The sequence below is a fragment of the Streptomyces sp. NPDC048295 genome (assembly GCF_040652135.1).
In the GTDB taxonomy this organism is placed as follows: domain Bacteria; phylum Actinomycetota; class Actinomycetes; order Streptomycetales; family Streptomycetaceae; genus Streptomyces.
This window is the reverse complement of the sequence record NZ_JBEZLL010000033.1, coordinates 12,781-37,146: the sequence shown is the minus strand read 5'-3', so window position 1 is coordinate 37,146 and position 24,366 is coordinate 12,781. Positions and strand designations below refer to the sequence as shown.

The window sequence follows — 24,366 nt, the reverse complement described above, 5'->3', positions numbered from 1 at the left end:
TGTGGACCGGGCCCGGCCGCCGCAGGACCGCGTCAGAGCTTGGACAGCTCCTCGACGAGATCGTCGAGTCCGAGCGGACCCTGCGACAGGGCGGCCATGTGCCACGCCTTGGCGTCGAACGCGTCACCGTGCGCCTTGCGGGCGTTCTCCCGGCCCAGCAGCCAGGCGCGCTCGCCCAGCTTGTAGCCGATTGCCTGTCCCGGCATCGAGAGATAGCGCGTCAGCTCGCTCTCCACGAAGTCGGCGGGACGGCCGCTGTGGTTGCCGAAGAACTCCTGGGCGAGCTCGGGCGTCCACCGCTCGCCGGGGTGGAACGGGGAGTCCGCCGGGATCTCCATCTCCGCGTGCATGCCGATGTCCACGATCACCCGGCAGGCCCGCATCATCTGCGCGTCCAGATAGCCGAGGCGGCGCTCCGCGTCCGGCAGGAAGCCCAGCTCGTCCATGAGCCGCTCCGCGTAGAGCGCCCAGCCCTCGCAGTTGGCGCTGACCCCGCCGATCGACGCCTGGTAGCGGGACAGGCTGTCCGTCACGTGCGTCCACTGAGCGATCTGCAGATGGTGACCGGGCACACCCTCGTGGTACCAGGTGGACACCAGGTCGTACACCGGGAAGCGGGTCTCGCCCATCGTGGGCAGCCAGGTCCGGCCGGGACGGGAGAAGTCCTCGGAGGGGCCCGTGTAGTACGGGGCCGCGGCGCCGCCGGGCGGGGCGATGCGCGACTCCACCTTCCGCACGCGCTCGGCGAGTTCGAAGTGCGTGCCGTCGAGCGCCTCGATCGCCTCGTCCATCAGGCTCTGCAGCCAGGCCTGGACCTCGTCGACCCCCTCGATGTGCTTGCCGTGCACATCGAGATGGGCCAGCGCCTCCCAGGGTCCGGCGCCGGGCAGCACCTTCTCGGCCTCGGTCCGCATCTCGGCGAGCAGCCGGTGGTACTCGGACCAGCCGTACGCGTACGCGTCGTCGAGGTCCAGATCGGTGCCGTTGAAGTAGCGCACCCAGCGGGCGTACCGCTCGCGGCCCACCGTGTCCGGGGCGCCCTCGATCGCGGGGGCGTACACATCGCGCATCCAGTCGCGAAGCGCGACGACCGCCTCCGTGGCCAGCCGGGCGCCCTCGTCCAGTTCGGTACGGAGCTGTGCGGGTCCGGCTGCCGCGAACTCCTCGAAGAAGCCCGGACCGCCGTTGCCCGCCCACTCGTCGAGCTGGCCCACGACGGTGGCGGTGGCGCGAGGACCGCCGTACAGCTTGCGCTCCAGGCCGAGCGCGAGCGACTCGCGGTAGCCCTCCAGCGAGGCGGGAACCGCGCGCAGCCGGTCCACGATCGCGGCCCAGTCCTCGTCGGTCTCGGTCGGTGTCACCGTGAACACGTCGCGGACATTGTGTACCGGGGAGAACAGATTGGAGATCCTGCGCAGTCCCTCGTCCGCCTCGTGAACGGCGAGTTCCGCCATGAGGCGCTCGCGCAGAAGCCGGCCGCAGCGGCGCTCGGCATCGCTGTCCGCGCCGGGCAGCTGCTCGGAGGCATCGAGCTTCGACAGGGTGGTGCGGGCCAGCTCGGCAAGAGCTTCCTGGCCGGCGGGGGAGAAGTCGGGAAGGCGGCGCGAGCTCTCCGCGACACCGAGGTAGGTGCCGGCGACCGGGTCGAGTTCGATGAATGCGTCGACATAGGCGTCGGCGACCTGGCGGGGCAGCGCGCTACTGGAAGTGTGTGACATACGGACATCCTTGTACGGCGGAGGCCTCCGCGTCATCATCATTCGGTCTCAGTGGCCTGACTCCGCCGATTCTGCGGACGGCGGCAGCAACGGACCGCACTCCCACTGCTGGAATATCAGCCTGGTCTCGACCCGTGCCACCTCGCGGCGCGAGGTGAATTCGTCCAGTACCAGGCGTTGCAGATCGGCCGTGCCCGTGACCGCGACATGCACCAGATAGTCGTCGGGGCCGGTCAGATGGAACAGCGCGCGGGACTCCGGCAAGGTCCTGATGCGTTCGACGAACGGGCCGATGAGTTCTCTGCGGTGCGGCCGGACCTGCACGGAGAGCAGTGCCTCCAGGCCCCGGCCGAGCCGGGCCGGGTCCAGGCGCAGCTGGTGGCCGAGAATGACGCCTGACCGGCGCAGCCTGGTGACCCGGTCCAGACAGGTGGACGGTGCGACGCCGACCTCGGCGGCCAGCTCGCGGTAGGTGGTCCGGGCATCGTTCTGCAACAGCCGCAGAATGTGCAGATCCACCGGATCAAGAGTGACGGATTCGGCCATCTTTCGAACGTAGCACGGGAGATGGCCCCCTGGATCCGGTGCTTGTTCAGAGTGATGGCATGGATACCGAATCCTTGAGGGCACCCTCGACGACAACCCGGTCCAGGGCGCTGGCCACCGAAGCCGTGCACGCGGGCCGCGACGATCTCGCGGCCCTCGGACTGCACGCCCCGCCGATCGATCTGTCCACCACCTACCCCTCGTACGACTCCAGGGGCGAGGCGGAGCGGATCGACACCTTCGCCGCCACCGGCGCCAGGCTCGAAGGGCCGCCGGTCTACTCGCGGCTGGACAACCCGACGACGGCCCGGTTCGAGACCGCCCTCGCCCGGCTCGAAGGGACCGAGAGCGCGGTGTCGTTCGCCAGCGGTATGGCGGCGCTCACCGCCGTGCTGCTGGCCCGCGCGAGCATGGGGCTGCGTCATGTGGTCGCCGTCCGGCCGCTCTACGGCTGCAGCGACCATCTGCTCGGCGCCGGGCTGCTGGGCACGGAGGTGACCTGGACCGATCCGGCGGGCATCGCGGAGGCGATCCGTCCGGACACCGGTCTGGTGATGGTGGAGACGCCCGCCAACCCGACACTCGCCGAGGTCGACATCCGTGCCGTCGCGCACTCCTGCGGCTCCGTGCCGCTGCTCGTCGACAACACCTTCGCCACCCCGGTGCTCCAGCGGCCCGTCGAACACGGCGCCCGGATCGTCCTGCACAGCGCCACCAAGTACCTGGGCGGGCACGGCGACGTGATGGGCGGGGTCGTCGCCTGCGACGAGGAGTTCGCGGCCCGCCTGCGACAGGTACGTTTCGCCACCGGCGGGGTGCTGCACCCGATGGCCGGATATCTGCTGCTGCGCGGTCTGGCCACGCTTCCGGTACGGGTACGGGCGGCGTCCGCGAGCGCCGCCGAGCTGTCCCGCAGACTGACCGCCGATCCCCGCGTCGCCAGGGTCCACTACCCGAAGGCGGGCGGAGCGATGGTCTCGTTCGAGGTGTACGGGGATCCGCACCGGGTGATCTCGTCCGTGCGGCTCATCACGCCCGCGGTGAGCCTCGGCAGTGTGGACACCCTGATCCAGCATCCGGCCTCCATCAGCCACCGCATCGTGGCCGAGGGGGACCGGCGTTCCTCCGGCGTCGGGGACCGGCTGCTGCGCATGTCGGTCGGTCTGGAGGACGTCGAGGACCTGTGGGCCGATCTGTGCCAGGCGCTGAGCTCGCAGGAGGCCGGACGGGAATCCTCCGCGTCCGGGGAGTCAGCGGCCCGCCTGCTCGTACGGGGGCAGTGAGCGGACCGGCGTCGCGTCCAGCCGGGCGGTGATGACCAGGGTGCCCTCCTCGATCTGGTAGTCCAGCGGCAGGGACAGGGCGCGCATGGCCGCGACCATGCCGGTGTTGGACGGCCGGGTGACGGCGTAGACGTTCTCGCAGCCCGCCTCGATGGCGAGTGCCACCAGGCGGCCGAGGAGCTCCGAGCCGATGCCGCGGCGCTGCCACTCGTCCTCGACGAGGAGGGCGACCTCGGTCTCGTCGCCGTCCCAGAGGAGGTGGCCGAGCGCGACCAGCCGGCCCGAGGCCGTCTGTACGGCGAGTGTGCGGCCGAAGCGGGGACTCAGCAGGTGGTCCAGATAGCGGTCGGCGTCGTGGACCGGTCCGTGATACCGCAGCCGCAGCGTCTGCTCGGAGCAGCGGTCGTGCATCGCGCGCGCTGCGCGCAGGTCGCCCTGGTCCGCGCGGCGCACCGTGATCTCGTTGCCCTCGGGCAGCGTGAGCACATGCTCGCTGCGCGGGACGCGGGGGCCGAGCCGGGCGTCGAGCTCCACCAGGGCGCGGGCCCGGGCGAACTCGGTCGGTGTGAACGGAAGATAGGGCCGTTCGATCGTGATGGCACCCCCGGACGGGTCACGCAGCCGCATCACCGTCTCCTCCAGCACTCCTTCGACAGGGGCGGTCGCCCCAGTCTCGCGGCCGGTGACCGTGACGGCGGGCAGCGAGTGGATGGTGCAACGGCCGAGCAGCTGCCGCAGGGCGAGGGGGAGTTCGGCCGCGTCCAGGGCGGTGCGGGTCGCGAGGCCGAGGACGCGCGTCGGGGCGTCGACCAGATCGTGCGTGTCGGCCCGCTCGATCCAGGTCGAGCTGCCCCCGGCGGCCGAGGTCGCCCGGCTCAGCTGCTGGGCCGGGAGCGACGCGGGTGCGCGCAGCAGGAACTCGTCGACCGTGCCGTGCGCCAGTGGGTGCGTCTGCAGCGTGAGGATGTCGACCCGGAGCCGGGCGAGGGCGCCGCACAGCACCGCCAGGCTGCCGGGGGCGTCCCGCACCGTGGTCCGCATCCGCCACAGCGCCGTGCCCTCGGCGGCCGGGTCGGAGGCCCGGACCCGGGGCGCGTCGGTGTGGCTGCTGTCGTCGTCGCCCTCGGTGAGGAGGCCGGCGCCGGTCGGCGGCGGGGCGTGGCTGTGCCGCCGCGCCCACCAGGTGTGGAACCCGGCCGTGACCGCCAGAGCGACGGCCGAGGCGATCAGCAGATACGGCCCGTCCGGCTGGTGCCCGATCAGGTTCGCGATCGCGTCGGCCACCGCGACCGCGGTGAACAGCGCGGCCAGCTCCGTCACGTCCCGCCGCCAGTGGTGGGAGCGGCGGGCAGTCCTCGCGGATGTCACATCAGTCATGGATTCACTCTGACCGAGCGTTGTTGCCTGATCGCGAACGCTCTGTGACTGATGGGTTAAGTGTGGATCCAGTGGATCTGATCCCTTGTCTCTCGCTTTCGGTCGATTTGGCATGTCTGGTCGAGATGGGTCGTCACGTCCGTCCCGAGCCCTGCTCCCAGGCGGCGCTCAAGCGTGCGGCCTGACGCACCAGCTGCGACGTACCGCCCCGCGCGGCCACGTCGGCGAGCCCGGGTATCGGCTCGGCACCACTCACCGCACCGCAGTGCTCCGCGCACTCGGCGGTCACGGAGAGCAGGTCGCTCAGTCCACGCGCCGGTGCCTTCCTGTCGGCCAGGAGCCCCGGCAGAACGGGGGTCAGTACGGAAAGGACCGTCCGGTGCGCGCCCGTGGCAGCCGCGGTACGGGCGGAGTCGGCGAGGCGGTTGAGCTTCACCAGCCTGTGACCGAGAAGGACCGCCAACTGCTCGCCGAGCAAGGTCGTGTCCAGCCGCTGCTGGGAGGCGAGCGTCAGAAGGGCATCCACCCCCGACAGCCGGTCCTCCGGATACCGGGCGCCCAGTGCGTACCCCACGGCCAGATGGATGGCCTCGCCGGCCGGACCGTCCAGTTCGACGAGCCCGGGAAGCGGCTGTGCCGCCTCCTTCATCTCATCGGTGACACATGTCGCGATGGCCGGCAGCAGCCATGCGGCCAGCGTCTCGCTGTCCTCGGGCAGGGTGGCGGTCCAGGAGTCGGAGTGGTCGTTCCAGTGATCGCAGGTGCGGTGGCGCGGAGTATGCGCGCTGCCCAGCCAGTGGAAGGAGCGCGGGAACTCCTGCCGGATGAGCGGGTTCCCCTCGCTCGCCATCAGGGCGCGCAGCGTCCAGTCGGCCGGCCGGCGCGCCACCCAGCCGCGGGCGGTGGACTCCTGTCTGTCCAGGTCGAACCGGCGGACGGTGGCGAGTGGCCGGTCGATCCGCAGCCAGGCGGCCAGCCGGTCGCCCTCCGGGGTGCCGAGCCCGGCGGCTGCCCCGGCCGCGGCTGCGGCCTCCTGACCGCCACGCCGCACACGCAGCAGGGCCTGCGCGAAGTCGGCCTCCCCGGGCCGGGCTCCGAGCTGCTGGTACATGCGCAGCCGCTCCACCAGGACGGCAGCGTCGATCGAGCCGGTGTGCCAGGTCGGGAGAGCCAGCAGGAATGGTGCGCTGCCGGTCAGGACGGCGTCGGCGGCTTCCCACAGCCGGGCCTTCATCACTCCCTTGAGCGCGGCGTGGACGCAGACGCTGCTGCCGGCCCAGGCCGCACGCCCCTCCTGCACCGACTTCATCGGCACCCGGCCGAGCAGCACGGCCAGGACCAGGGTGATTCCCGCCTCCGAGCGGAGCCGCTGCTCGACCCTCGACTGCGGTTCGTCGAGGAGCCACCAGATGCCGGCCAGTGCGCCCCGCAACGCCTCGGTCAACGCGGGACGGTCGGTGCGGGCCTGGCGGACCAGCCCGTCCAGAGCCCGCTCGAAAGCGGTGGAATCCCATGATGTCGTTCTCGCCAGGGCCACCAGCTCCTCGACGAGCTCGGCCGTCGTCGCAGGCGCCGGTTCGACACGTCGTGGGACGGGGGCCGGGGGCAGGATCTCCACGTACGGCTCCGCCGCCGACGGGCCGCCCATCAGATCACCGAACACCGCGGCCGCCGCGGTACGGAGCGCCGGGCCCAACAGCGGTGCGGACAGGGCGGTATCCTCCCGCGCGGACGCGTCGACGGAAGGCAGATGGCGTGCGACGAGCTTGAGGGCCCGCTCCTGGACGTCGATGTCGGCGTGCCCGAACGCCTCGGCGACGACGGGCAGGAGTTCCCCGGCCGCCGACGGGTCGCGGCGCAGTTTCTTGCCGATCAGCACCAGTTGGGCGCGGACGAGCTTCTTCTCCGGGCGGAACAGCAGAGAACCCGAGACATCCACCAGGGCCCGCACGGACAGCTCGCCGTGCTCGTCCAGCCGGGCGAGCACCTCCTGGGCGTGGCCGGCCACGGTGGAGATCCCGTCCGCCGCCATGGCGGTCCAGTCCGCCACCCGCTCCGCCTCCTCCTCACGGGTGAGCACGAGCTGACGCAACAGGGCCAGGAAGAACCGCAGTTCGCCGGGTCTTCCGCCACGGATCAGCCGGGCCGCACAGGCGTCGACGAGTGAAGCCCGCTCCAGCAGACCCTCGTCCGCGAGGAGGGCGAGTGCCACATGCCATCGGCTCGGGTCGTCCGGTTCGTCGAACCAGAGCGTCGACGAGGGCAGTTCCGCGACCTCGAAGAGCCGCGGCACGAGAGCGGTGAGATACGGGTCCGTCCGCAGGGCGTCGGCCAGCGGTCGTCGGTTCTGCTGCCACTGCGAGGCAGAGAGCGCCTCGGCCCAGCCCCGTACGAAGCCGTCCGTGGTGGGCACGGCGCACTGCGAGGCCTTCACCAGTTGGGTGATCAGCTCATAGAGGGTCTCCGCCGTCGCGGGACGGTCCGCCAGCCGGTGCGCGACGTCACCGAGCCACTCGCGGTCACGGTCCGAGAGGACATCGAGAAGCATCGAGTAGGGAGGCCGTGACCAGACCTGCAGATCCCGGCCGCCGATCCAGGCGGCGCAGCCGGCGGCTCCCGTGTGACAGCCGGCGCCCGCGACCAGCAGGGCCTTGCGGATCCCGTCCTGCTTCTCCCAGGGCCAGCTCCGCGCCTCCTTGCGCAGCGCCTTCAGCTCCGCCAGCGCCGACCTGCGTCCCGCCCGGTCCAGCTCGGACAGCAGGGCCGGCACGTCCCTGGTGCGCGCTTCGCGGACGGCGGTGATCAGCTCCTTCATGCCGCACCCCCGGCGACCGGCGCACCGCGACGGACCATGCGGACGGCCAGGGCGTGCTTGCACGGGCCCCGCCTCCCGCGGTAGTCCGCCCACCACTGACAGGTACAGCTGAGCATTCCGTCCCTCTCCCTCACTTGATAGCGGCGTTCCCCCGAGGCCACGGCAGCCGTGTCTCCGTCGAGCACGACCGCGCCCGAACCGGCCAGCTGCCGGGCCGCCACCAGACGCGGATTGTGCCGCTCGGCCCGGTCGGCGTCGTACGGCAGCTCGCGGTGGAAGTACGAGGCGTCGGCGAGGTCGTAACCGACCCGGCCCGCCGTCCCCAGCCGGGTGAGCGCCGCCCGTACCCGCTCCACCGTGAGACCCGACTGCTCCGCCAGATCGGCGAGGTCGATCCGCGGCTCCCAGGCCAGCAGCACGGACACCAGCTCGGCGTCGGCCGCGGCGTCGTCGGTGGCCAGCGCGTCGAGCACAGCACCCTCACCGGAGAAGCCGCGCGAGGCTTCGGGCGAGAGCGTCAGGGTGAGGCGCATTCCCGGCAGAACCACCTCCCAGGCGCTCGCGGTCGCCGCCCCGTCGGCCACCGGCCCGTACACCCGCAGCGAGGTGGCATGGCGCAGCACCCGCTGCAGCACCACCAGCCGCTCGGGACCCGGCAGACACACCGCACCCGCCACCGGACGCGTCGTCGGACGGAGAGCCTTCCCCGCCGGGATCACCCACTGGGCGCCCCGCGAGGCATTCCCGGACGAACGCGGCAGCGAACGCAGGAACCGGACGGCCTCGGCCGCGGGCAGCTCGGCCCGCAGATCGAAACCCGCGGACACCACCTGAGCCTCCGCGAAGCCGCGCAGCCAGCGGTCGGGCAGGGGCACCTTCTTCTCCACGACCGGACCGTCCATCGTGGTGACCGCGAGCTCGTCCGGGCCGACCCGCAGGTGCAGCGGATCGTCGCCCGCTATCCGCGAGAGCGCCTCCCGCAGCGGATTGTTGACATCCACATTCGTGGTGCCGTGGTCCGTACGCGCACCGTCCAGACCTTCCTGGAGCACATCGAGGCGCGCGTACACACCGCAACAGCCGGAGAACGACTCGAAGCGCAATCGGTCGCCGTTGCCCGTCACCACCGGGTCGAGGGACGAAGGCGGAGCCGTACGGTAATAGCGCGCGGACGCCACGTCGGCCACGGCCAGCAGACCTCGGGCGGCGATCCTCGGCGAGGTGAGAAAACCGGAGAAGAACCGGGGATGCGACTCAACGCCCCGCGGAGTGAGGCCGCCGGAGGTCTCCAGGCCGAGGAGCTGCCCCGTCTGCGAGGAACCCAGGGCGGACGGGCGTGAGTAGGCCAATGCCTGAACGGATCGGGTCATGGAAAAAACCGTAGATCCCACCACTGACAATCGGCCCCCGGTCACCGCCCGGGGGCCGATCGCCGGGCGTCCTCACTGCCCGACGCGCCCCGGCTGCAGCACCTTGCTGAACAGTACGGACCCGCCCTGCGCCCGCAGCCGCACGGTCAACTCGCCGCTGTCGCCGTCGATGTCGACCTCCCCGAAGTACTGCGGCGACTCCATCGGCGACACGTTCGCCCGGTCGGGCGCCCGCACGAAGACCCGGTCGGGGCCGAACGTCGCGTCGAGCTCGTTCGCCTGGAACTGACCTGCGGCCAGCGGCCCCGACACGAACTCCCAGAACGGCGCGAAGTCCTTGAACACCGCACGCCCGGGCTCGTAGTGCTGCGCCGATGTGTAGTGCACATCCGCCGTCAGCCAGACCGTTCCGGTGATCCGGCGGTGCTTGATGAACCGCAACAGTTCCGCGATCTGCAGCTCACGGCCGAGCGGGGCCCCGGGATCGCCCTGCGCGACCGCCTCGAAGTCCGTCGCGCCGTCGGTCACCACGAGTCCCAACGGCATGTCCGCGGCGATCACCTTCCACACCGCACGGGACCGCGACAGCTCGTGCTTGAGCCACCCGAGCTGCTCCGCGCCGAGGATGCCCGTCGTGTCGTCGGCCTGCCGGCCGGGGGAGTTGGCGTTGCGGAAGGACCGCATGTCGAGGACGAACACATCGAGCAGCGGACCGTGTCGCACCACCCGGTGCATCCGGCCCTCCCCGGACCGGCCATGCAGGGTGGACACCGGGAAGTACTCGCGGAACGCCCGCATCGAACGGGCCGCGAGCACATCCACGTTCTTCTCGGTGTACCGGGCGTCGTCGAGGATCTGCCCGGGATACCAGTTGTTGCGCACCTCGTGGTCGTCCCACTGAACGATCGAAGGCACCTGGGCGTTGAACTCACGCAGGTTGTGATCGAGCAGGTTGTAGCGGAAGTTCCCGCGGTACTCGGCGAGGGTCTCGGCGACCTTCGACTTCTCCTCGGTGGTGACATTGCGCCAGATCCGGCCGTCGGGCAGGGTCACGCTCGGCTCGATCACCCCGTCCGCATAGATGTTGTCGCCGCTGCACAGGAAGAAGTCCGGATCGAGGCGGCGCATCTCGTCGTACACCGCATAGCCGCCGATGTCCGGGTTGATGCCCCAGCCCTGCCCCGCGATGTCGCCGGACCACAGGAAGCGCACCCCGTCGCGGCACCGCGCGGGTGCCGTCCGGAACGTCCCGTGGACCGGCTCCCCGGTGCGGCGGGGGTCCTGCGGATCGGCGAGTGTCACCCGGTAGTGCACCTGCTCGCCCGGCGGCAGCCCGTACAGCGGCGTCGTCCCCGTGAAGTCGGTGCCGGAACCGACGAGCGGACCGTGCCAGGTGCGGGCGCGCCGGAAGGATTCCGTCGCCGATGTCTCCACGATCATCCGGGCCGGCCGGTCCGACCGTACCCAGACCAGCGCGGAGGACGAGGTGACATCGCCGACCTGCACGCCCCATGCCGCACGCGGCCGGCCGGAGAGCGCGAAGGCGGGGGCCGCGGCACCCACTGCCGGGAGCGTGAGCGCGGCCGACACGGCGAGCGAACCGCGCAGGACGCTGCGGCGGTCGGGGGACGGAATTCGCGGACGGTTCGACATCGAGGCGCCTCCGGGGCAGGGGTCAGCGGGACGAACGGGTGGCTGGTCGACCGACCCCACCCTTGTTCCCGCCGGCGGCGCGCGCACCAACCTCAGATGAACACCCGGCTCCGGCCCCCGCCGTCATCCGGGCCGTCCGTGTCCCGTTGAGCCGCCGCAAGCAGCCGTACGCCCTGCTCGATGTCGGGCGGTGTCAGATGCGCGTAGCCGATGACCAGGCGCACCGCCCGGTCGCCGCTCGGCACGGTGCCGCAGGCACCGAGCGGCCGCAGGGCGACTCCGGCCCCGGCCGCGCGTGCCATGAACACCGGCTCCGGACCGTACCGTTCGGGCAGCGTGGCGATGATGTGGAGACCTGCGGCGATCCCGCTCACCTCGGTTCCGGGAAAGGACTCGGCCAGCATCGACGTGAGCGTGTCGCGGCGCTCGCGATAGGCGCGCTGACAGCGGCGCAACTGCCGGTCGTAACCGCCCCGGGTGATGAAGTCGGCGAGGACCGCCTGGTCGATGGCCGGATTGCCCAGATCCATCGTGCGCTTGCGGGCGACGATCTCGTCGGTCATGGCCGCCGGCGCGAGGAGCCAGCCCAGCCGGAGTCCGGGAGCCAGCGATTTGCTCACCGAGCCGGTGTACGCGACGTGCTCCGGGTCGAGTCCCTGCAGTGCTCCGACGGGCGCGCGGTCGTAGCGGAAGTCACCGTCGTAGTCGTCCTCCACGATCAGCCCGTCCACGGCGCGCGCCCAGTCCAGGAGCCGGCTGCGGCGGTCGGCGGAGTAGGCGATTCCGGTGGGGAACTGGTGCGCCGGAGTGGTGACGACCGCGCGCACGCCGGAGCGTACGAGAGGCCCGGCCGCCAGCCCTTCGTCGTCCATCGGCAGGCCGACAGTGGCGATTCCCGCGGATGCGAACAGCGCGGAGTGTTCGGGGCTGCCGGGGTCCTCGACGCCGACGGTCCCCATGCCCCGTCCGTGCAGCACGAACCCGAGCAGCGTCGTCGCCTGCGCCACGCCTGAGCACACCACCAGGCGCTCCGGATCGGCGACCACCCCACGGCGCCTGGAAAGCAGGCCGGCCAGGGCGTCCCGCAACACGGGCAGCCCGCGCGGATCGGGATAGCCGAGCGCGCTGTGCGGCAGCCGGCCGAGCACCGAGCGGTGGGCGGCGGCCCAGGCGCCGCGCGGGAACAACGACAGATCGGGCGTGCCCGGCCGGAAGTCCACGCGTACGCCGACGGCGCGCGGAGCGAGATCGCGCGCCCCCGGCACCGGCGCCCGAACCGCTTCGCTCACCCAGGTACCCGCACCACGTCCGCTGCGCAGATAGCCCTCGGCCGTGAGCTGCTCGTACGCCTCGGTGACCAGGCCCCGCGACACCCGCAGATCTACGGCGAGCGCGCGGCTGGACGGCAGCCGCGTACCGGGAACGAGACGGCCGGACCGCACGGCTTCGCGCAGGGCCGACTGCAGGGCGCGACCCCGCCGGCGGGCCGGCTCCTCGACAACCGGAAGCAGCAGCTCCCAGGCGGCGGAGCCGGACCCGCCGCCCTCCGGACGGCCCGACTGCGGATTGGTCCCCGAAGACATCATGGAAGTGGACCTTAAACCGGACCGCCCGGCTGCCTAGCGTCGGTTCCATGAACGTCAGCTCTCTGCGCGGAGCGCTCCTCGCCGCCTTCGCCTGCATCCTCGTGGGTGCTTCCTTCACCGCCAACAGCGTCCTGGGCGACTATCCGTACGCGGGCGGCCAGGCGCTGCGCTACGGCCTTGCGGCGCTTCTGCTCGTCCCCCTGCTGGCCCGTGACGGGCGGTCCCGGACGGCCGTCGTGCTGCGTGCCCTCACCCCGCGCCAGTGGGGCCGGCTCGCGCTGCTGGCAGCCATCGGCATGGTCGGCTTCAACCTTGCCGTGCTCGGTGCCGAACGATCGGCGGAACCCGCCGTTCCAGGGGTGTTCGTCGGCTGCGCCCCGATCGTCGTCGCCGTACTCGTACCGCTCATGGACGGTCGCCGTCCCACGCGCACGGTCCTGTACGCGGCCGCCCTCGTCGCCGCCGGGGCCTTCACCGTCCAGGGCTGGGGCCGGTCCGACCTCGCGGGCATTCTCTGCTCGGTCGGTGCGCTGGCGGGCGAGGTCGGTTTCGCCGTCCTCGCCGTGCCGGTGCTGCGGCCCCTCGGACCGACGCTGCTGTCCGCCACGGTCTGCGCAGTCGCCGCCGTCGAGTCGGCATGGCTCGGCGTGGTCCTCGACGGCGGCGGGTTTCTGCGGATGCCCGGTCCGGCGGAGGCGGCCGCCCTGCTGTGGCAGGCGGCCGTGGTCACCGTCATCGGTTTCGTCTGCTGGTACATGGGCATGCAGCGCATCGGCGCCGAGCGCGCCACGCTCTTCTCCGGCCTGATCCCGGTCTCCGCGGCGCTCACCGCACCGCTCGTCGGCACCGGTTCGTACGGCCTCGCGCAGGCCGGCGGCAGCATCCTGGTCGGACTCGGCGTCGCACTCGGGTCGGGCGTCCTGTCCCGGAACGAAGCGGCCCCGGGCGAGGACGCGGTGAAGGGTGCGGTGTCAGCGGCTGGTGTCGAGAATGACGCGCGCCACGAGCGCCGGATCGTCGTTCATCGGCACATGCCCGCAGCCCGGCAGCCGGACCAGCCGGGCGTCGGGGATGGTGTGCTTGGCCCTGATGCCCTGCCGGCGCAGCAGGATCCGGTCCCGGCTGCCCCAGGCGACGGTCACCGGCAGCCCGGGCACGTCGTCGGTGAACGCGGTGCTCCGCCCGGCGGCGAGCGTCTGACGGAAACCGGCCGCCTCCCGCAGGGCGATGGTCTCCGCGACGACGGCACCGGCTGAACGCCGGCCGGGCCGGGCGTAGATGGTGCTGGTCAGCGCCGTGCGCCCGGCCGCGCTGAGCGAGAGCCGCTCGATCAGCGGGACCGGCACAGCCAGCGCGGCCTGCCGCATCGCGCGCAACGTCCCGAACGCGTAGCGCCGCTCGCTCTCGGTCCAGAACCCGGCGGGCGAGAGTGCCGTCACCGACCGTACGAGCTTCTCCCGGCCGAGCGCCAGCGCCAGCAGACCACCGAGAGAGTTGCCCGCTACATGCGGCCGGTCCAGCCCGATCGCCTCGCAGAACGCGGCCAGGACCGTGACCACCGTCGGCAGGTCGTACGGCAGTCCGTCGGGCAGTTGTGGCGAGACGCCGAAGCCGGGGAGATCGATGGCTGTCACATCCCGCTCCACGGCGAGCACGGGCAACACCGGGTCCCAGGCCTGACGGTGATGGCCGATGCCGTGGAGCAGGAGCAGCGGCTCGCCGGTGCCGGTCCGTTCATACGCCACGGACGCGGTCCGGGGCCCTTCAGGTGAGTCGACGCTGAACGAGACCGTGGTGGCCATGCTGGTGCTCCCCGGGTGATCCGGCATGAAGGGGCCATGCCTGAAGGCGACTTAGACGTCTCGTCAATAACAATTACCGCTCAGTAGCCCGCAGTTCAAGAGGGGCAGGTGAATCGTGCTGGACAGCGTGCGAAGGGTCGGCTGGGATGGAGGGGTGACAGCCGACACAGCGACCGATGTCTTCGAGAGCCACCGCCCCGTGCTCACCGGCGTTGCCTACCGCATGCTGGGCCGGATCGCCGATGCCGAGGACGTGGTGCAGGAAGCCTGGCTCCGCTGGTCCTCCGCTCCCCGTGAGGGGGTGAGGGAGCCGCGCGCCTACCTCGTGCGGATCGTCACCCGCCTCGCCATCGACCGGTTGCGCCAGGCGCAGTCGCGGCGTGAGGCGTACGTCGGGCCGTGGCTGCCGGAGCCGGTGGTCACCGATTTCGGGCCCGCGGTGCCCGACACCGCGGAACGGGCCGTCCTGGCCGAATCCGTTTCGGTCGCCGTGCTAGTCGTCCTGGAGTCCCTGTCGCCGCTGGAACGAGCCGTCTTCGTGTTGCGGGAGGCGTTCGGCTTTCCGTACGCGGAGATCGCCGCCGCCCTCGACCGGACGGAGGCCGCGGTCCGCCAGTTGGCGGGACGTGCGCGGCACCACGTGGAGGAGCGCAAACCGCGCTACGACGTGGATCCGGCCCACCGCCGTGATCTCACCGAGCGGTTCCTCGCCGCAGCGGCGGGTGGCGACATCGAGGAGTTGCTGGCCCTGCTCGCGCCCGATGTGCGGCTCGTCGGGGACAGTGGGGGAAAGTCCAGGGCGCCGCTGCGGGTCATCGAGAGCGCCGGCAAGGTCGGCCGCTTTCTCTTCGCGGTCGCCCACGACCATGCCGGGAAGCTCGGCTTCCGGCTCCTGGAGCTCAACGGCGGGCCCGCTCTGCTGTTCTTCCAGGGCGGAAAGGCGGACTCGGTTGTTCAGCTGGACATCAAGGACGGGCTCATCCAGTGCGTCTATGTCGTGCGGAACCCTGACAAGCTCACTCGGTTCACCGGCCTCCCGGAGGAGTAGCGGGCCCCTGGTCCCCGACCGCGCTCCCGACCGGCGCCGGCGACCCCGGTCGTCCCGGAGCCGCCGCCTTCGCCTCCGTCCGCTCATCGGAGCCCCACGACCCGGTCGTGGGGCTTTGTGCTGCGCTCGCCTCACAGCATCACGAACGTCCTGTGAACGCTCTGCGGCAGACGCCCGTTTCGCTGCGTGACCGAATGAGGATTGGTCTTGACCAAGGGTGTGTACCGTCCTATGGTCTCAACGTTAAGACAGGAACCTTTAATAAATAACGTCGCGGAATAGCCGCTGGGTGATTGCGGAGGACAGGGTGGGGACCACGCAGCTGGAATCGGTGCAGGAGCCGAAGTACTGGCACCTCAAGACCGTGCTCAGTGAGGCACTCGACTCGGACTTTGCGGTGGGGGAGATCCTTCCCAACGAGCGCGAGCTCGCCGCCCGCTTCGGAGTCGCCCGAGCCACGCTCCGGCAGGCGCTGGAGCAGCTCGAACTGGAGGGAAGGCTGCAGCGTCGCCGCGGCGTCGGGACCACCGTCGCCCCGCCGCGCGTCGGCGTCGCCGTCTCCACGGCGCAGCGGGACTGGTCCGGCGGCGGCGCGGTCGAGGCATGGCAGCCGGTGGACTGCACGACTGCGGTCGCGCCCTCGTCCGTGGTGGCCGTGCTCGACGTGGAAGCCGACGATCCGGTGCACATCGTGCGCCGGATCCGGGTGACCCACGGACAGACGGTCGCGGCGGAACTCCTGTACGTACCGTCGTCGTCGGTGCCCGAACTTTCGGCGATCGACGCCCCGTCCGGGCCTGCCCGGGCCCGTGCGGTTCTGCGCGAACTGCACCGGCTCGGCCTCGACGGTCAGGACCGCTCGGTGGAGCTCGGCTCGGCACGGGTGGACGACGCCAAGGAGCTCGACAGGCTTCCCGGCGCCCCCGTGCTCGTCGTCACCACCCGCTACCTCGTGGAGGGCGGCACCGCCGCGCTCTCCGTCGCCACGTACCGGGCCGACACATGCCGGCTCACCTTCGGCGACTCGGGTGACCTGGAGATCAGCCACCACGAGCAGGAGCGCCAGGCCTCCTGAGTACGGCCGGCCACGCCGGTTCCTCGCCCGTACGAACGGCCCGTCGCACTCAGCGGCGGGCCGTCACCGTTCCTTCCACCGCGAAGAGCTGCTCCTCCACGTGGTCGAGAGCCAGCCGCAGGGCGCCGGTGGCCACCGCCGCCTCGCCGAGCAGGGACAGCGTGACCCGCGGCGGCCGAAGACAGTAGCGGGCCAGCTCGCGGCGGAGCGGATCCAGCACATCGTCCAGCCCGGTGGCCCAGCCACCCACCACCACGAGCTCCGGGTCCAGTGCCAGCACCAGCGCCGCGACATCGTGCACCAGGCGCTGAATGAACCGTTCGACCGCCGCCTGCGCCCGGGCATCGCCCTGCCGGGCCTTTGCGAACACATTGGCGACCGCGGGCTCGTCCAGCGGGTCCAGCGGAGTGCCGGTCGTGGACAGAAGGCGCTCCGGAGTCACTTCGCGGCCGAGCAGATGCAGTGCCCCGATCTCGCCCGCGGCACCGCCGAAGCCCCGGTGCAGCCGCCCGCCGATCAGTGAACCGGCGCCCGGACTCAGCCCCGCCAGGACGAACACGATGTCGTCGGACTCGGTGGCCGCGCCCTTCCAGTGCTCCGCGACCGCTGCGGCGTTGGCGTCGTTCTCCACCAGGACGGGGCAGCGGAAGGAGCGCCGCAGCCGCTCACCCAGCGCGAGGCCCGTCCAGCCCGGCAGGGCGGTTCCCAGCCGTACCGTCCCGTCTGCTTCCACGATTCCGGGACTGCCGGCCCCCACCGCACGCAGGCTGCTCCTGGCCACTCCCGTCCGCCGCAGGAGGTCGGCCACCACCGCCCTGACCTTGTCGAGCCGGTCGTCGGCATCGGCGGTCTCCGACACCTCGCGGGCGCCCGCGCCGATGATCCGGCCGTCCAGCCCGGACAGCAGTGCGGAGACACGGTGCGGGCCGATCTCGATACCGAGCAGATGCCCGGCCTCGGCACGGAACCGGAACCGGCGGGCCGGCCGCCCCTGGCGTCGGGCCTGACCTCCGTCGGGCACCGACTCGACGACCAGGCCGGCCGCGAAGAGTCCCTCCATGACACCCTCGACCGTCGGCCGGGACAGCCCGGTGATCCGGGTCAGGTCCGTCAGGGTAGGGGCGTCGGCGCCACGCAAGGCGTGCAGCACCACCGCGGAATTGATGCGTCGCAACAGCGACGGATCCCCACCGGTCAGCCGGCCCACGGTGTGTCCTCCCACCTCTAGCGCATGTCAGGCGGATGGTACTCGCTGCCCAGGTGCGGGGCGAGCGTGGGCCGCAGAGGGGGCTCTTCGGGCAGGAAAGTCAGCCCGGAGCGACGAACCCGGACTCGTATGCCGCGATCACCGCCTGAGTGCGGTCCCTCGCGCCCAACTTGGCGAGTACGGCACTGACATGGGTCTTCACGGTCTCGACGCCGACCACGAGCTTGGCGGCGATCTCCGCGTTCGACAGGCCACGTGCCATCAGCCTCAGGACCGCGGACTCCCGCTCGGTCAGCGCTGCCCGGTCCATGACCGCGCGCGCCTTGCTCGTCCCGTACTCGGCGGCGAGCTGCCGGACCGCCGCCGGGAAGAGCAGTGACTCGCCCTCGGCGATCAGACGCACCGCATGCACGATCTCGGCAGGCCGGGCACGTTTGAGGAGAAAGCCGTCCGCACCGGCACGCAGCGCCTCATAGACGTACTCGTCGTTCTCGAAGGTGGTCACCACCAGGATCTTCGGCGGATCGGGCACCGTGCGCAGCACCACCCGAGTGGCCTCGATGCCGTCCATCAACGGCATCCTGACATCCATGGCCACCACATCGGGGCGCAGCTGATGCAGCAACGGGATCACGGCGGCGCCGTCGCCCGCCTCGCCCACCACCTCGATATCGGGCTGAGCCTCGAGGACCGCACGCAACCCCGCGCGGACAAGAGGTTCGTCGTCGACCAGAAGTACGCTAACCGGCATTGAGCCACCTTAAGGGCTGCCATGAACCCCTTGGCGGTGTACGACCGGCAGGCGTACGACGGCAGCTGCGGCACCTCGTCGCACTCCGGAACACCTGCCTGCACCCGGTACGCCGATGTGCCCCGCCCCGCGGCGCATCCGAGGCCGTGCACCGACTCACCAGGGACTACGGGGCAATCCGCAAGCCGTCCAACGGAAGCCTCGCGCGAACGCGCCATTGCCCTTTGTGAGGCCCGGTCTCGGCCTTTCCGCCCAGCAGCGCTGCCCGCTCCCGGATGCCGCGCAGCCCGCTCCCGCCGCTCGGCACAGCCGCCGAGCCGGCTGCCGGGTCACCGAGCGGATTGGTCACCTCCAGCTCCAGCCGGCCGTCGGCGACCGTGATCCGTACACGGACGGGGACCGTGCCCGAATGGCGCAGCACATTGGTGAGGGACTCCTGGAGGATGCGATACCCCTCGCGGGAGACCACGCCAGGAACCCGCTCCAGCGGACCTGACACATCAGCATCGATCTTCGCGCCCGAACCGCGCGCGGAGTCGAGCAGCCGGTCCGCTTCGACGAGTGTCGGCCGCTGGCCCACCGGCGTCTCCGATTCGCGCAGCACCCGCAGAACGCGCTCAAGATCGTCGAGTGCATCCCGGCCCGTCTCCTCGATCGCGGCCAGGGCCCGTTCGGTGAACTCCGGGTCGCATGCCGCCCGGGCCGCGCCCGCCTGTACGACCGCGACCGTCAAAGCGTGACCGATCGAGTCATGCAGCTCACGTGCGATGCGGTTGCGCTCCAGCAACTGCTCCGTGCGCTCCTCCAGAGCGGTCAGCCGCTGCACCGGCGAGGGGCCGAGAAGCTGCTTGGCGGCCTGGGTGATCAGCCGGCCGCTCAACACCACGATGACGAGAAGCGCCAGGAGGGGCAGGGGGGCGAACAGGGCATACCACCAGTGCGGATCCACCCCTCGGACCAGCCATTGATCGCTCGGGCCGTTGCCGGACGCGGTGAGAACGAGGTCCACCGCGGTTGCCGACAGCCACACCGTCGCGTACCCCACAGGAACGGCGAGCAGCATTCGTGTCTCCAGCCACAGCACGGTCCTCCAGCGATCGGCCCAAGTGACACCCCTGGCCGCGGAGATGGCGGCATCGGCGCTGCCTCGCTGTTGCGGTGTCAGCAGCAGTTGTGCCTGCACCCCCTCGGCCAGCCGCATACCGGGCACCAGGCCGACCGGTACGGCGAAGAGCATGGGCGCCCATGGGGAATCCGGCGAGATGAATATCCACACGCTGTAGCCCGCACCCGGGACGAGGAGATGCAGCCACCGGGTGTAGGTGACAGGCGCGGCGAGCGGACGCAGGAGGCGGAGCATGCGGCCATCGTGTCAGCCGCGTGGGCGCGGCGGCTCCCCCGGGAGAGGGAGACGATCCCCGCCTGCGGGGGAGGCGAGAAGCCGGGCGTGGCCGCGAGGCTTGGGGCATGACCAGCATCGACGTCCATGAACTCACCAAGGAATTCGGCACGACCCGTGCAGTGGACAACCTCACGTTCAGTGTGCGACCCGGGCGCGTCACCGGTTTTCTCGGACCCAACGGCGCGGGCAAGTCCACCACCATGCGACTCGTTCTCGGCCTCGACCGGCCCACCGGAGGCTCGGCCACGATCGGCGGGCAGCACTACGCCACGCTCGTTGATCCGCTGCGCCGGGTCGGTGCCCTGCTGGACGCCCAGGCCGCCCATGGCGCGCGCACCGCACGGGACCACCTGCTCGCCCTGGCGGTCAGCAACGGCCTCGGTGCGCGCAGAGTCGGGGAGGTCCTGGAGGAGGCAGGCCTCGGCGCGGTCGGCGGAGCCCGCATCAAGACCTTCTCGCTGGGCATGCGACAGCGACTGGGCATAGCGGCCGCGCTGCTGGGCGACCCGGAGGTCGTCATGCTGGACGAGCCGTCGAACGGCCTCGATCCGGAAGGCATCATCTGGGTCCGGGAGCTGATGAAGCGGCTCGCCCGCGAGGGCCGCACGGTCCTGGTCTCCAGCCATCTGATGAATGAGACCTCGTCGTTCGCCGATCACCTCGTGATTCTCGGCCGGGGCCGGCTCCTCGCAGACCTGCCGATGCGGGAGTTCCTGGATTCCCGCAGCAGGCCCCGCGCACGGGTCCGCACGACCGAGTCCGCGCGGCTGCGTGATGTCCTGATCCGCAGGGGATATGAGCCCGCGCAGGGTGACGACGGCTGTTGGACCGTCGGGGGCGCAAAGGCCGCGGAGATCGGTGCGGTAGCCGCCGCCGAAGGCATTCCCGTCCTCGAACTCGCGGATGAGCAGGTCACGTTGGAGCAGGCCTACCTCGACCTCACCGCCGACGCCGCTGAATTCGCATCGGCTTCGACCGCATCCGCCAACCATCTGGAGGCCTGACCATGTCGACCACCGCAGTGCTGCGTTCCGAGTGGATCAAGATGAGATCGGTCCGGTCCGTCGCGGGATCCCTGGCAGCGGTCCTCGTCGTGACCCTCGCCATCACCTTGCTCGCCTTCTCCACCATCGGCCAGTCCGAGGCGGACAATGTCGATGCCGAGCCGGTCTTCGACGCCTTCTACGCATTGAACTTCGGCCAGATCGCTGCCATCAGTTTCGGGGCGACCGCGCTCTCCTCCGAGTTCCTCAACGGGGCTCTGCGGATATCGCTTGCCGCTGTTCCGCGCCGCAACCTCTTCTACGCCGTCAAGATCGCCCTGGTAGGGGCGTCGGCACTCGTCGTCGGTCTCGTCACCAGCTTCAGCGCCTTCCTCGTGGGGCAGCTGTTCATGGGCAAGTACGCGATCGGCCTGGGGGAGCCGGGTGCCCTGCGGGCAGCGTTCGGGGGCGGGATCTATCTGGCGCTGATGGCCTTGTTCGCAGCCGGACTGACAGCGCTGCTGCGCAGCGCCGTGGCCGTGCTCAGCCTGCTCATCCCGTTCGTGCTCATAGTTTCCTTCGTGGTCGGTGACGTCGCGGGTGGGGCCGCGCAGTATCTGCCGGACCGGGCAGGACAGTTGGTGCTCCACCAGAACCCCGGAGGAAGCCTCGGACCGTGGGGTGGACTCGCGGTGACAGCGGCTTGGGCCCTGGCCGCGCTGCTGGCGGGCTGGTGGGCGATCCGGAGCAGGGACGCGTAGCCCGCTGCCCGATCCGAATACGGAGCGGGGCGGCTGAAAGCACCTCAAAGCGTATGGGGAGGGGCGGTTGTCAGTGCCGGGCGGTTTACTGGCGGCATGACCACCGCACATCACCTCCGCCTTATCGACGCGATGCGTGCCCTGGACTTTCCCACGGAGCGCATCCGGTCGGGTTCGGGAGTCAGCGGCCCCGGGTATCACACCGCGTCCCTGCACGCGGACGTCGATCACTGGGACGACGACGAGGTGCGGCGACTGGAGCACCGGGCCCAGTGCCTCGCGGAGCACGACGCATTGCTGACGCTGCTCGCCGGTCGCTGGGGGGATCCACAGACGATCAGCCTGTGGAGCGCACAGGAGCGGATGATCGCGGGTGAGGAGATATCGGAGGCATGGGCCGAGTCGGTCGCGGGCTGCGAGTATCTCCAGCTCTGGAAGATCGAGGGCCGGTGGATCGCCATCGGGCTCTACCTGGAGGAGGAAGGGCCGGGATGCGAGCTGAATGTGGTGGTGACGGAGATCGATCCGCCGTGAGATGAGCGGACTGTGCAGGTGCAGGTGCAGGTGCAGGTGCAGGGTGCAGGCACAGGCACAGGCGCAGACGGCGCGTGGCGGGGTGGGGTCCGCGTCAGGATACGTCGATGGGGGCGGTCGTGTGGTGGTCGACGCAGGCGAGAAGGCGTCCGTACTCCTCAGCCATCGTCTGTGTGGTCCAGTGGGCGTTCAGGCCGCTGGGGTTGGGCAGCGCCCAGACGCGGGTGGCGCCGATCGTGTGGTCCTGCGGACCGATGCGGGCTGTTCGCCGGCCGAAGGCCGTGCGGTACGCCGTGACGCCTACGACCGCCAGCCACTGCGGCCGCAGGTCCTCGACCTTGGCTGCCAGGATCTGTCCGCCCTCGCGGAACTCCTCGGCGGACAGTTCGTCCGCCCGGGCGGTGGCACGGGCGACCACGTTGGTGATGCCGAGGCCGTACCGCAGCAGTTCGGTCTGTTCGGCCGGCCTCAACTGCCGAGGGGTGAAGCCGGACCGGTGGAGTACCGGCCAGAACCGGTTGCCGGGGTGGGCGAAGTGGTGTCCCGTCGCCCCCGTCATCAGGCTCGGGTTGATTCCGCAGAAGAGCACACGCAGGCCGCCCGCGGTCACATCGGGAACGGTGCGGTCGCGGGCGGCCTGGAGCTCTTCGGGCGTCATACGGCTGCGTTCGAGGCCGTCAGAGGATGGAGCCCGGCGTGTACGCGGCGGCCTCGGGGTGCTGCTTGGCGATCTCCTCGATACGGGAGATCAGTGCGGTGACCTGGTCGCCCGCCGCCCCGGTGAAGGAGAGTTTGTCGGCCATCAGCGCGTCGAGCTGCGCGCGGTCCAGCGGGATGCGGTCGTCCGCGGCCAGCTTGTCGAGCAGCTCGTTGCGCTCGGCGCCCTGCTCGCGCATGGCCAGGGCCGAGGCGACGGCGTTCTCCTTGATCGCCTCGTGGGCGACCTCACGGCCGACACCGGCGCGCACCGCGCCCATCAGCACCTTGGTCGTGGCGAGGAACGGGAGGTAGCGGTCCAGCTCACGGGCGACGACGGCCGGGAACGCGCCGAATTCGTCGAGCACCGTCAGGAAGGTCTCCAGCAGACCGTCGAAGGCGAAGAAGGCGTCCGGGAGCGCCACCCGGCGGACCACGGAGCAGGACACGTCGCCCTCGTTCCACTGGTCGCCCGCCAGCTCACCGGTCATCGACGCGTAGCCGCGCAGGATCACCATCAGGCCGTTGACGCGCTCGCAGGACCGGGTGTTCATCTTGTGCGGCATCGCGGACGAGCCGACCTGGCCCGGCTTGAAGCCCTCGGTCACCAGCTCGTGCCCGGCCATCAGACGGATCGTCTTGGCGACCGACGAGGGTGCCGCGGCCAGCTGGACCAGCGCGGTCACCACGTCGTAGTCGAGCGAGCGCGGGTAGACCTGGCCGACCGACGTGAAGGCCTGGGCGAACCCGAGGTGTGCGGCGATGCGCTGTTCGAGGTCGGCGAGCTTGCCGGCGTCGCCGCCCAGCAGGTCGAGCATGTCCTGCGCGGTGCCCACGGGGCCCTTGATGCCGCGGAGCGGGTAGCGGCCCAGCAGGTCCTCGAGTCGCCCGTACGCCACCAGGAGCTCGTCGGCCGCGGTCGCGAAGCGCTTGCCGAGGGTGGTCGCCTGCGCGGCGACGTTGTGGGAGCGGCCGGCCATGACCAGCTCGCGGTACTCGCCCGACAGCTTGCCGAGCCGGGCCAGGACCGCCACCGTGCGGTCGCGCATCAGCTCCAGGGAGAGCCGGATCTGAAGCTGCTCCACGTTCTCCGTCAGGTCCCGGGACGTCATGCCCTTGTGGACCTGCTCGTGGCCGGCGAGGGCGTTGAACTCCTCGATCCGGGCCTTGACGTCATGCCGGGTGACCTTCTCGCGCTCGGCGATCGAGGCCAGGTCCACCTGGTCGATGACACGTTCGTAGTCGGCGAGCGCGGCGTCCGGGACCTCGATCCCGAGGTCCTTCTGAGCGCGCAGCACCGCCAGCCACAGCTGGCGTTCCAGCTTCACCTTCTGCTCGGGGGACCAGAGGACGGCCAGCTCCGTGGAGGCGTAGCGGCCGGCCAGGACATTGGGGATGCGAGGCTTCGCAGACACAGCAGTCACGTGTCCAGAGCTTACCTGCCGTCCTGAGCTGTTCGTGAGCGTCCACCACCTCCATAAGGTCCAGGTCAGAGGCTCCTGGGCCGTCGCCGCCCCACGCGCGGCGTGTGTGACGCGCGTGGGACGGAACGGCCCCCGGCCGGTGGTTCCGGCACCGCCGGGGCCTTGTGGCGAAACCCGTTCGGTCCGGCGCGGGCACCGTTGCGGTCCGGCGGCTCTCCGGCATCGTGTACGTGGAGCGACGATCCCGTGACGGTACGTGTGGTGCGGGAGTGGGCAGCGTGCGGTAAGGGAACTCACGGCACGGGGGCACGTCTCCGGAAGCGCGGACGGTGCAG

The 24,366-nt window shown here is 71.0% G+C and carries 19 protein-coding genes and 1 pseudogene; 7 read left to right on the top strand and 13 right to left on the bottom strand.

Features of this window, described 5'->3' with window-relative positions:
* Positions 1–32 precede the first annotated feature (32 nt).
* Positions 33–1,718: a DUF885 domain-containing protein gene (locus AB0D53_RS35350; protein WP_362453400.1), complete on the bottom strand. Its 1,686-nt coding sequence runs from the start codon at positions 1,716–1,718 to the stop codon at positions 33–35.
* A gap of 48 nt (positions 1,719–1,766) precedes the next feature.
* Complete coding sequence (locus tag AB0D53_RS35345; RefSeq protein WP_329814738.1) at positions 1,767–2,264, bottom strand: Lrp/AsnC family transcriptional regulator; 498 nt, start codon at positions 2,262–2,264, stop codon at positions 1,767–1,769.
* A 59-nt stretch (positions 2,265–2,323) separates the two neighbouring features.
* Here AB0D53_RS35345 and AB0D53_RS35340 point away from each other — a divergent pair, with 59 nt between their 5' ends.
* Positions 2,324–3,547, top strand: a complete 1,224-nt coding sequence (locus AB0D53_RS35340; protein ID WP_362453398.1) for a PLP-dependent transferase — start codon at positions 2,324–2,326, stop codon at positions 3,545–3,547.
* Here the strand turns inward: AB0D53_RS35340 and AB0D53_RS35335 are convergent.
* The 5 genes from AB0D53_RS35335 to AB0D53_RS35315 form a co-directional block, all read right to left on the bottom strand.
* Positions 3,515–4,924: a GNAT family N-acetyltransferase gene (locus AB0D53_RS35335; protein WP_362453397.1), complete on the bottom strand. Its 1,410-nt coding sequence runs from the start codon at positions 4,922–4,924 to the stop codon at positions 3,515–3,517. The genes AB0D53_RS35340 and AB0D53_RS35335 overlap by 33 nt on opposite strands.
* 133 nt (positions 4,925–5,057) lie before the next feature.
* Positions 5,058–7,739 carry a DUF6493 family protein gene (locus AB0D53_RS35330; protein WP_362453396.1) on the bottom strand — a complete coding sequence of 894 codons (2,682 nt, stop codon included), beginning with the start codon at positions 7,737–7,739 and terminating at the stop codon, positions 5,058–5,060.
* Complete coding sequence (locus AB0D53_RS35325; RefSeq protein ID WP_362453395.1) at positions 7,736–9,109, bottom strand: SWIM zinc finger family protein; 1,374 nt, start codon at positions 9,107–9,109, stop codon at positions 7,736–7,738. Before AB0D53_RS35325 ends, AB0D53_RS35330 begins: the two co-directional genes overlap by 4 nt.
* Before the next feature lie 72 nt (positions 9,110–9,181).
* Positions 9,182–10,762: an alkaline phosphatase D family protein gene (locus tag AB0D53_RS35320; protein WP_362453394.1), complete on the bottom strand. Its 1,581-nt coding sequence runs from the start codon at positions 10,760–10,762 to the stop codon at positions 9,182–9,184.
* A 92-nt stretch (positions 10,763–10,854) separates the two neighbouring features.
* Positions 10,855–12,348 (bottom strand): PLP-dependent aminotransferase family protein, encoded by a 1,494-nt coding sequence (locus AB0D53_RS35315; RefSeq protein ID WP_362453393.1) that lies wholly within the window; start codon positions 12,346–12,348, stop codon positions 10,855–10,857.
* Between the two features lie 47 nt (positions 12,349–12,395).
* On the opposite strand from AB0D53_RS35315, the pseudogene AB0D53_RS35310 reads away from it, so the two are divergent.
* A pseudogene (locus AB0D53_RS35310) lies at positions 12,396–13,244 on the top strand (DMT family transporter); the annotation flags it as partial.
* Positions 13,245–13,319: 75 nt separating this feature from the next.
* On the opposite strand, the gene AB0D53_RS35305 reads toward AB0D53_RS35310, so the two are convergent.
* Entirely contained in the window at positions 13,320–14,150 is an 831-nt protein-coding gene (locus AB0D53_RS35305; RefSeq protein ID WP_362453392.1) for an alpha/beta fold hydrolase, read from the bottom strand.
* A gap of 154 nt (positions 14,151–14,304) precedes the next feature.
* Between AB0D53_RS35305 and sigJ the strand changes: the two genes are divergently transcribed.
* Positions 14,305–15,198: an RNA polymerase sigma factor SigJ gene (sigJ, locus tag AB0D53_RS35300; protein ID WP_362453391.1), complete on the top strand. Its 894-nt coding sequence runs from the start codon at positions 14,305–14,307 to the stop codon at positions 15,196–15,198.
* 307 nt (positions 15,199–15,505) lie between these two features.
* Entirely contained in the window at positions 15,506–16,273 is a 768-nt protein-coding gene (locus tag AB0D53_RS35295) for a GntR family transcriptional regulator (protein ID WP_362453389.1), read from the top strand.
* Between the two features lie 49 nt (positions 16,274–16,322).
* Here the strand turns inward: AB0D53_RS35295 and AB0D53_RS35290 are convergent, their stop codons facing one another.
* The 3 genes from AB0D53_RS35290 to AB0D53_RS35280 all read right to left on the bottom strand — a co-directional run bounded on the left by AB0D53_RS35290 (position 16,323) and on the right by AB0D53_RS35280 (position 19,591).
* Positions 16,323–17,480: an ROK family transcriptional regulator gene (locus AB0D53_RS35290; RefSeq protein WP_362453387.1), complete on the bottom strand. Its 1,158-nt coding sequence runs from the start codon at positions 17,478–17,480 to the stop codon at positions 16,323–16,325.
* A 100-nt stretch (positions 17,481–17,580) separates the two neighbouring features.
* Positions 17,581–18,231 carry a response regulator transcription factor gene (locus AB0D53_RS35285; protein WP_362453386.1) on the bottom strand — a complete coding sequence of 217 codons (651 nt, stop codon included), beginning with the start codon at positions 18,229–18,231 and terminating at the stop codon, positions 17,581–17,583.
* Positions 18,232–18,397: 166 nt separating this feature from the next.
* A complete protein-coding gene (locus AB0D53_RS35280) occupies positions 18,398–19,591 on the bottom strand; it encodes a sensor histidine kinase (RefSeq protein WP_362453385.1) in 1,194 nt (397 codons plus the stop codon).
* Between the two features lie 107 nt (positions 19,592–19,698).
* On the opposite strand from AB0D53_RS35280, the gene AB0D53_RS35275 reads away from it, so the two are divergent.
* From AB0D53_RS35275 to AB0D53_RS35265, 3 genes are all read left to right on the top strand, one after another.
* Positions 19,699–20,637: an ATP-binding cassette domain-containing protein gene (locus tag AB0D53_RS35275; protein WP_362453384.1), complete on the top strand. Its 939-nt coding sequence runs from the start codon at positions 19,699–19,701 to the stop codon at positions 20,635–20,637.
* Between the two features lie 2 nt (positions 20,638–20,639).
* Positions 20,640–21,377, top strand: coding sequence for an ABC transporter permease (locus tag AB0D53_RS35270; RefSeq protein ID WP_362453383.1), 738 nt, complete (start codon positions 20,640–20,642; stop codon positions 21,375–21,377).
* Positions 21,378–21,473: 96 nt separating this feature from the next.
* The gene (locus tag AB0D53_RS35265; RefSeq protein ID WP_362453381.1) at positions 21,474–21,911 is read left to right on the top strand and encodes a hypothetical protein; all 438 of its coding nucleotides are present in this window, start codon (positions 21,474–21,476) and stop codon (positions 21,909–21,911) included.
* 94 nt (positions 21,912–22,005) lie between these two features.
* Here AB0D53_RS35265 and mug read toward each other — a convergent pair whose 3' ends face one another.
* Both mug and purB read right to left on the bottom strand, forming a co-directional pair.
* Positions 22,006–22,569 carry a G/U mismatch-specific DNA glycosylase gene (mug, locus tag AB0D53_RS35260; protein ID WP_362453380.1) on the bottom strand — a complete coding sequence of 188 codons (564 nt, stop codon included), beginning with the start codon at positions 22,567–22,569 and terminating at the stop codon, positions 22,006–22,008.
* 19 nt (positions 22,570–22,588) lie between these two features.
* Positions 22,589–24,031, bottom strand: coding sequence for an adenylosuccinate lyase (gene purB, locus AB0D53_RS35255; RefSeq protein WP_329814755.1), 1,443 nt, complete (start codon positions 24,029–24,031; stop codon positions 22,589–22,591).
* Positions 24,032–24,366 lie beyond the last annotated feature (335 nt).

Excerpts from the sequence above, each read along its gene's own strand:
- AB0D53_RS35350 (WP_362453400.1), bottom strand. The coding sequence starts at position 1,718 with ATGTCACACACTTCCAGTAGCGCGCTGCCCCGCCAGGTCGCCGACGCC.
- AB0D53_RS35345 (WP_329814738.1), bottom strand. The coding sequence starts at position 2,264 with ATGGCCGAATCCGTCACTCTTGATCCGGTGGATCTGCACATTCTGCGG.
- AB0D53_RS35340 (WP_362453398.1), top strand. The coding sequence starts at position 2,324 with ATGGATACCGAATCCTTGAGGGCACCCTCGACGACAACCCGGTCCAGG.
- AB0D53_RS35335 (WP_362453397.1), bottom strand. The coding sequence starts at position 4,924 with ATGACTGATGTGACATCCGCGAGGACTGCCCGCCGCTCCCACCACTGG.
- AB0D53_RS35330 (WP_362453396.1), bottom strand. The coding sequence starts at position 7,739 with ATGAAGGAGCTGATCACCGCCGTCCGCGAAGCGCGCACCAGGGACGTG.
- AB0D53_RS35325 (WP_362453395.1), bottom strand. The coding sequence starts at position 9,109 with ATGACCCGATCCGTTCAGGCATTGGCCTACTCACGCCCGTCCGCCCTG.
- AB0D53_RS35320 (WP_362453394.1), bottom strand. The coding sequence starts at position 10,762 with ATGTCGAACCGTCCGCGAATTCCGTCCCCCGACCGCCGCAGCGTCCTG.
- AB0D53_RS35315 (WP_362453393.1), bottom strand. The coding sequence starts at position 12,348 with ATGATGTCTTCGGGGACCAATCCGCAGTCGGGCCGTCCGGAGGGCGGC.
- AB0D53_RS35305 (WP_362453392.1), bottom strand. The coding sequence starts at position 14,150 with ATGGCCACCACGGTCTCGTTCAGCGTCGACTCACCTGAAGGGCCCCGG.
- AB0D53_RS35285 (WP_362453386.1), bottom strand. The coding sequence starts at position 18,231 with ATGCCGGTTAGCGTACTTCTGGTCGACGACGAACCTCTTGTCCGCGCG.
- AB0D53_RS35280 (WP_362453385.1), bottom strand. The coding sequence starts at position 19,591 with ATGCTCCGCCTCCTGCGTCCGCTCGCCGCGCCTGTCACCTACACCCGG.
- AB0D53_RS35275 (WP_362453384.1), top strand. The coding sequence starts at position 19,699 with ATGACCAGCATCGACGTCCATGAACTCACCAAGGAATTCGGCACGACC.
- AB0D53_RS35270 (WP_362453383.1), top strand. The coding sequence starts at position 20,640 with ATGTCGACCACCGCAGTGCTGCGTTCCGAGTGGATCAAGATGAGATCG.
- AB0D53_RS35265 (WP_362453381.1), top strand. The coding sequence starts at position 21,474 with ATGACCACCGCACATCACCTCCGCCTTATCGACGCGATGCGTGCCCTG.
- mug (WP_362453380.1), bottom strand. The coding sequence starts at position 22,569 with ATGACGCCCGAAGAGCTCCAGGCCGCCCGCGACCGCACCGTTCCCGAT.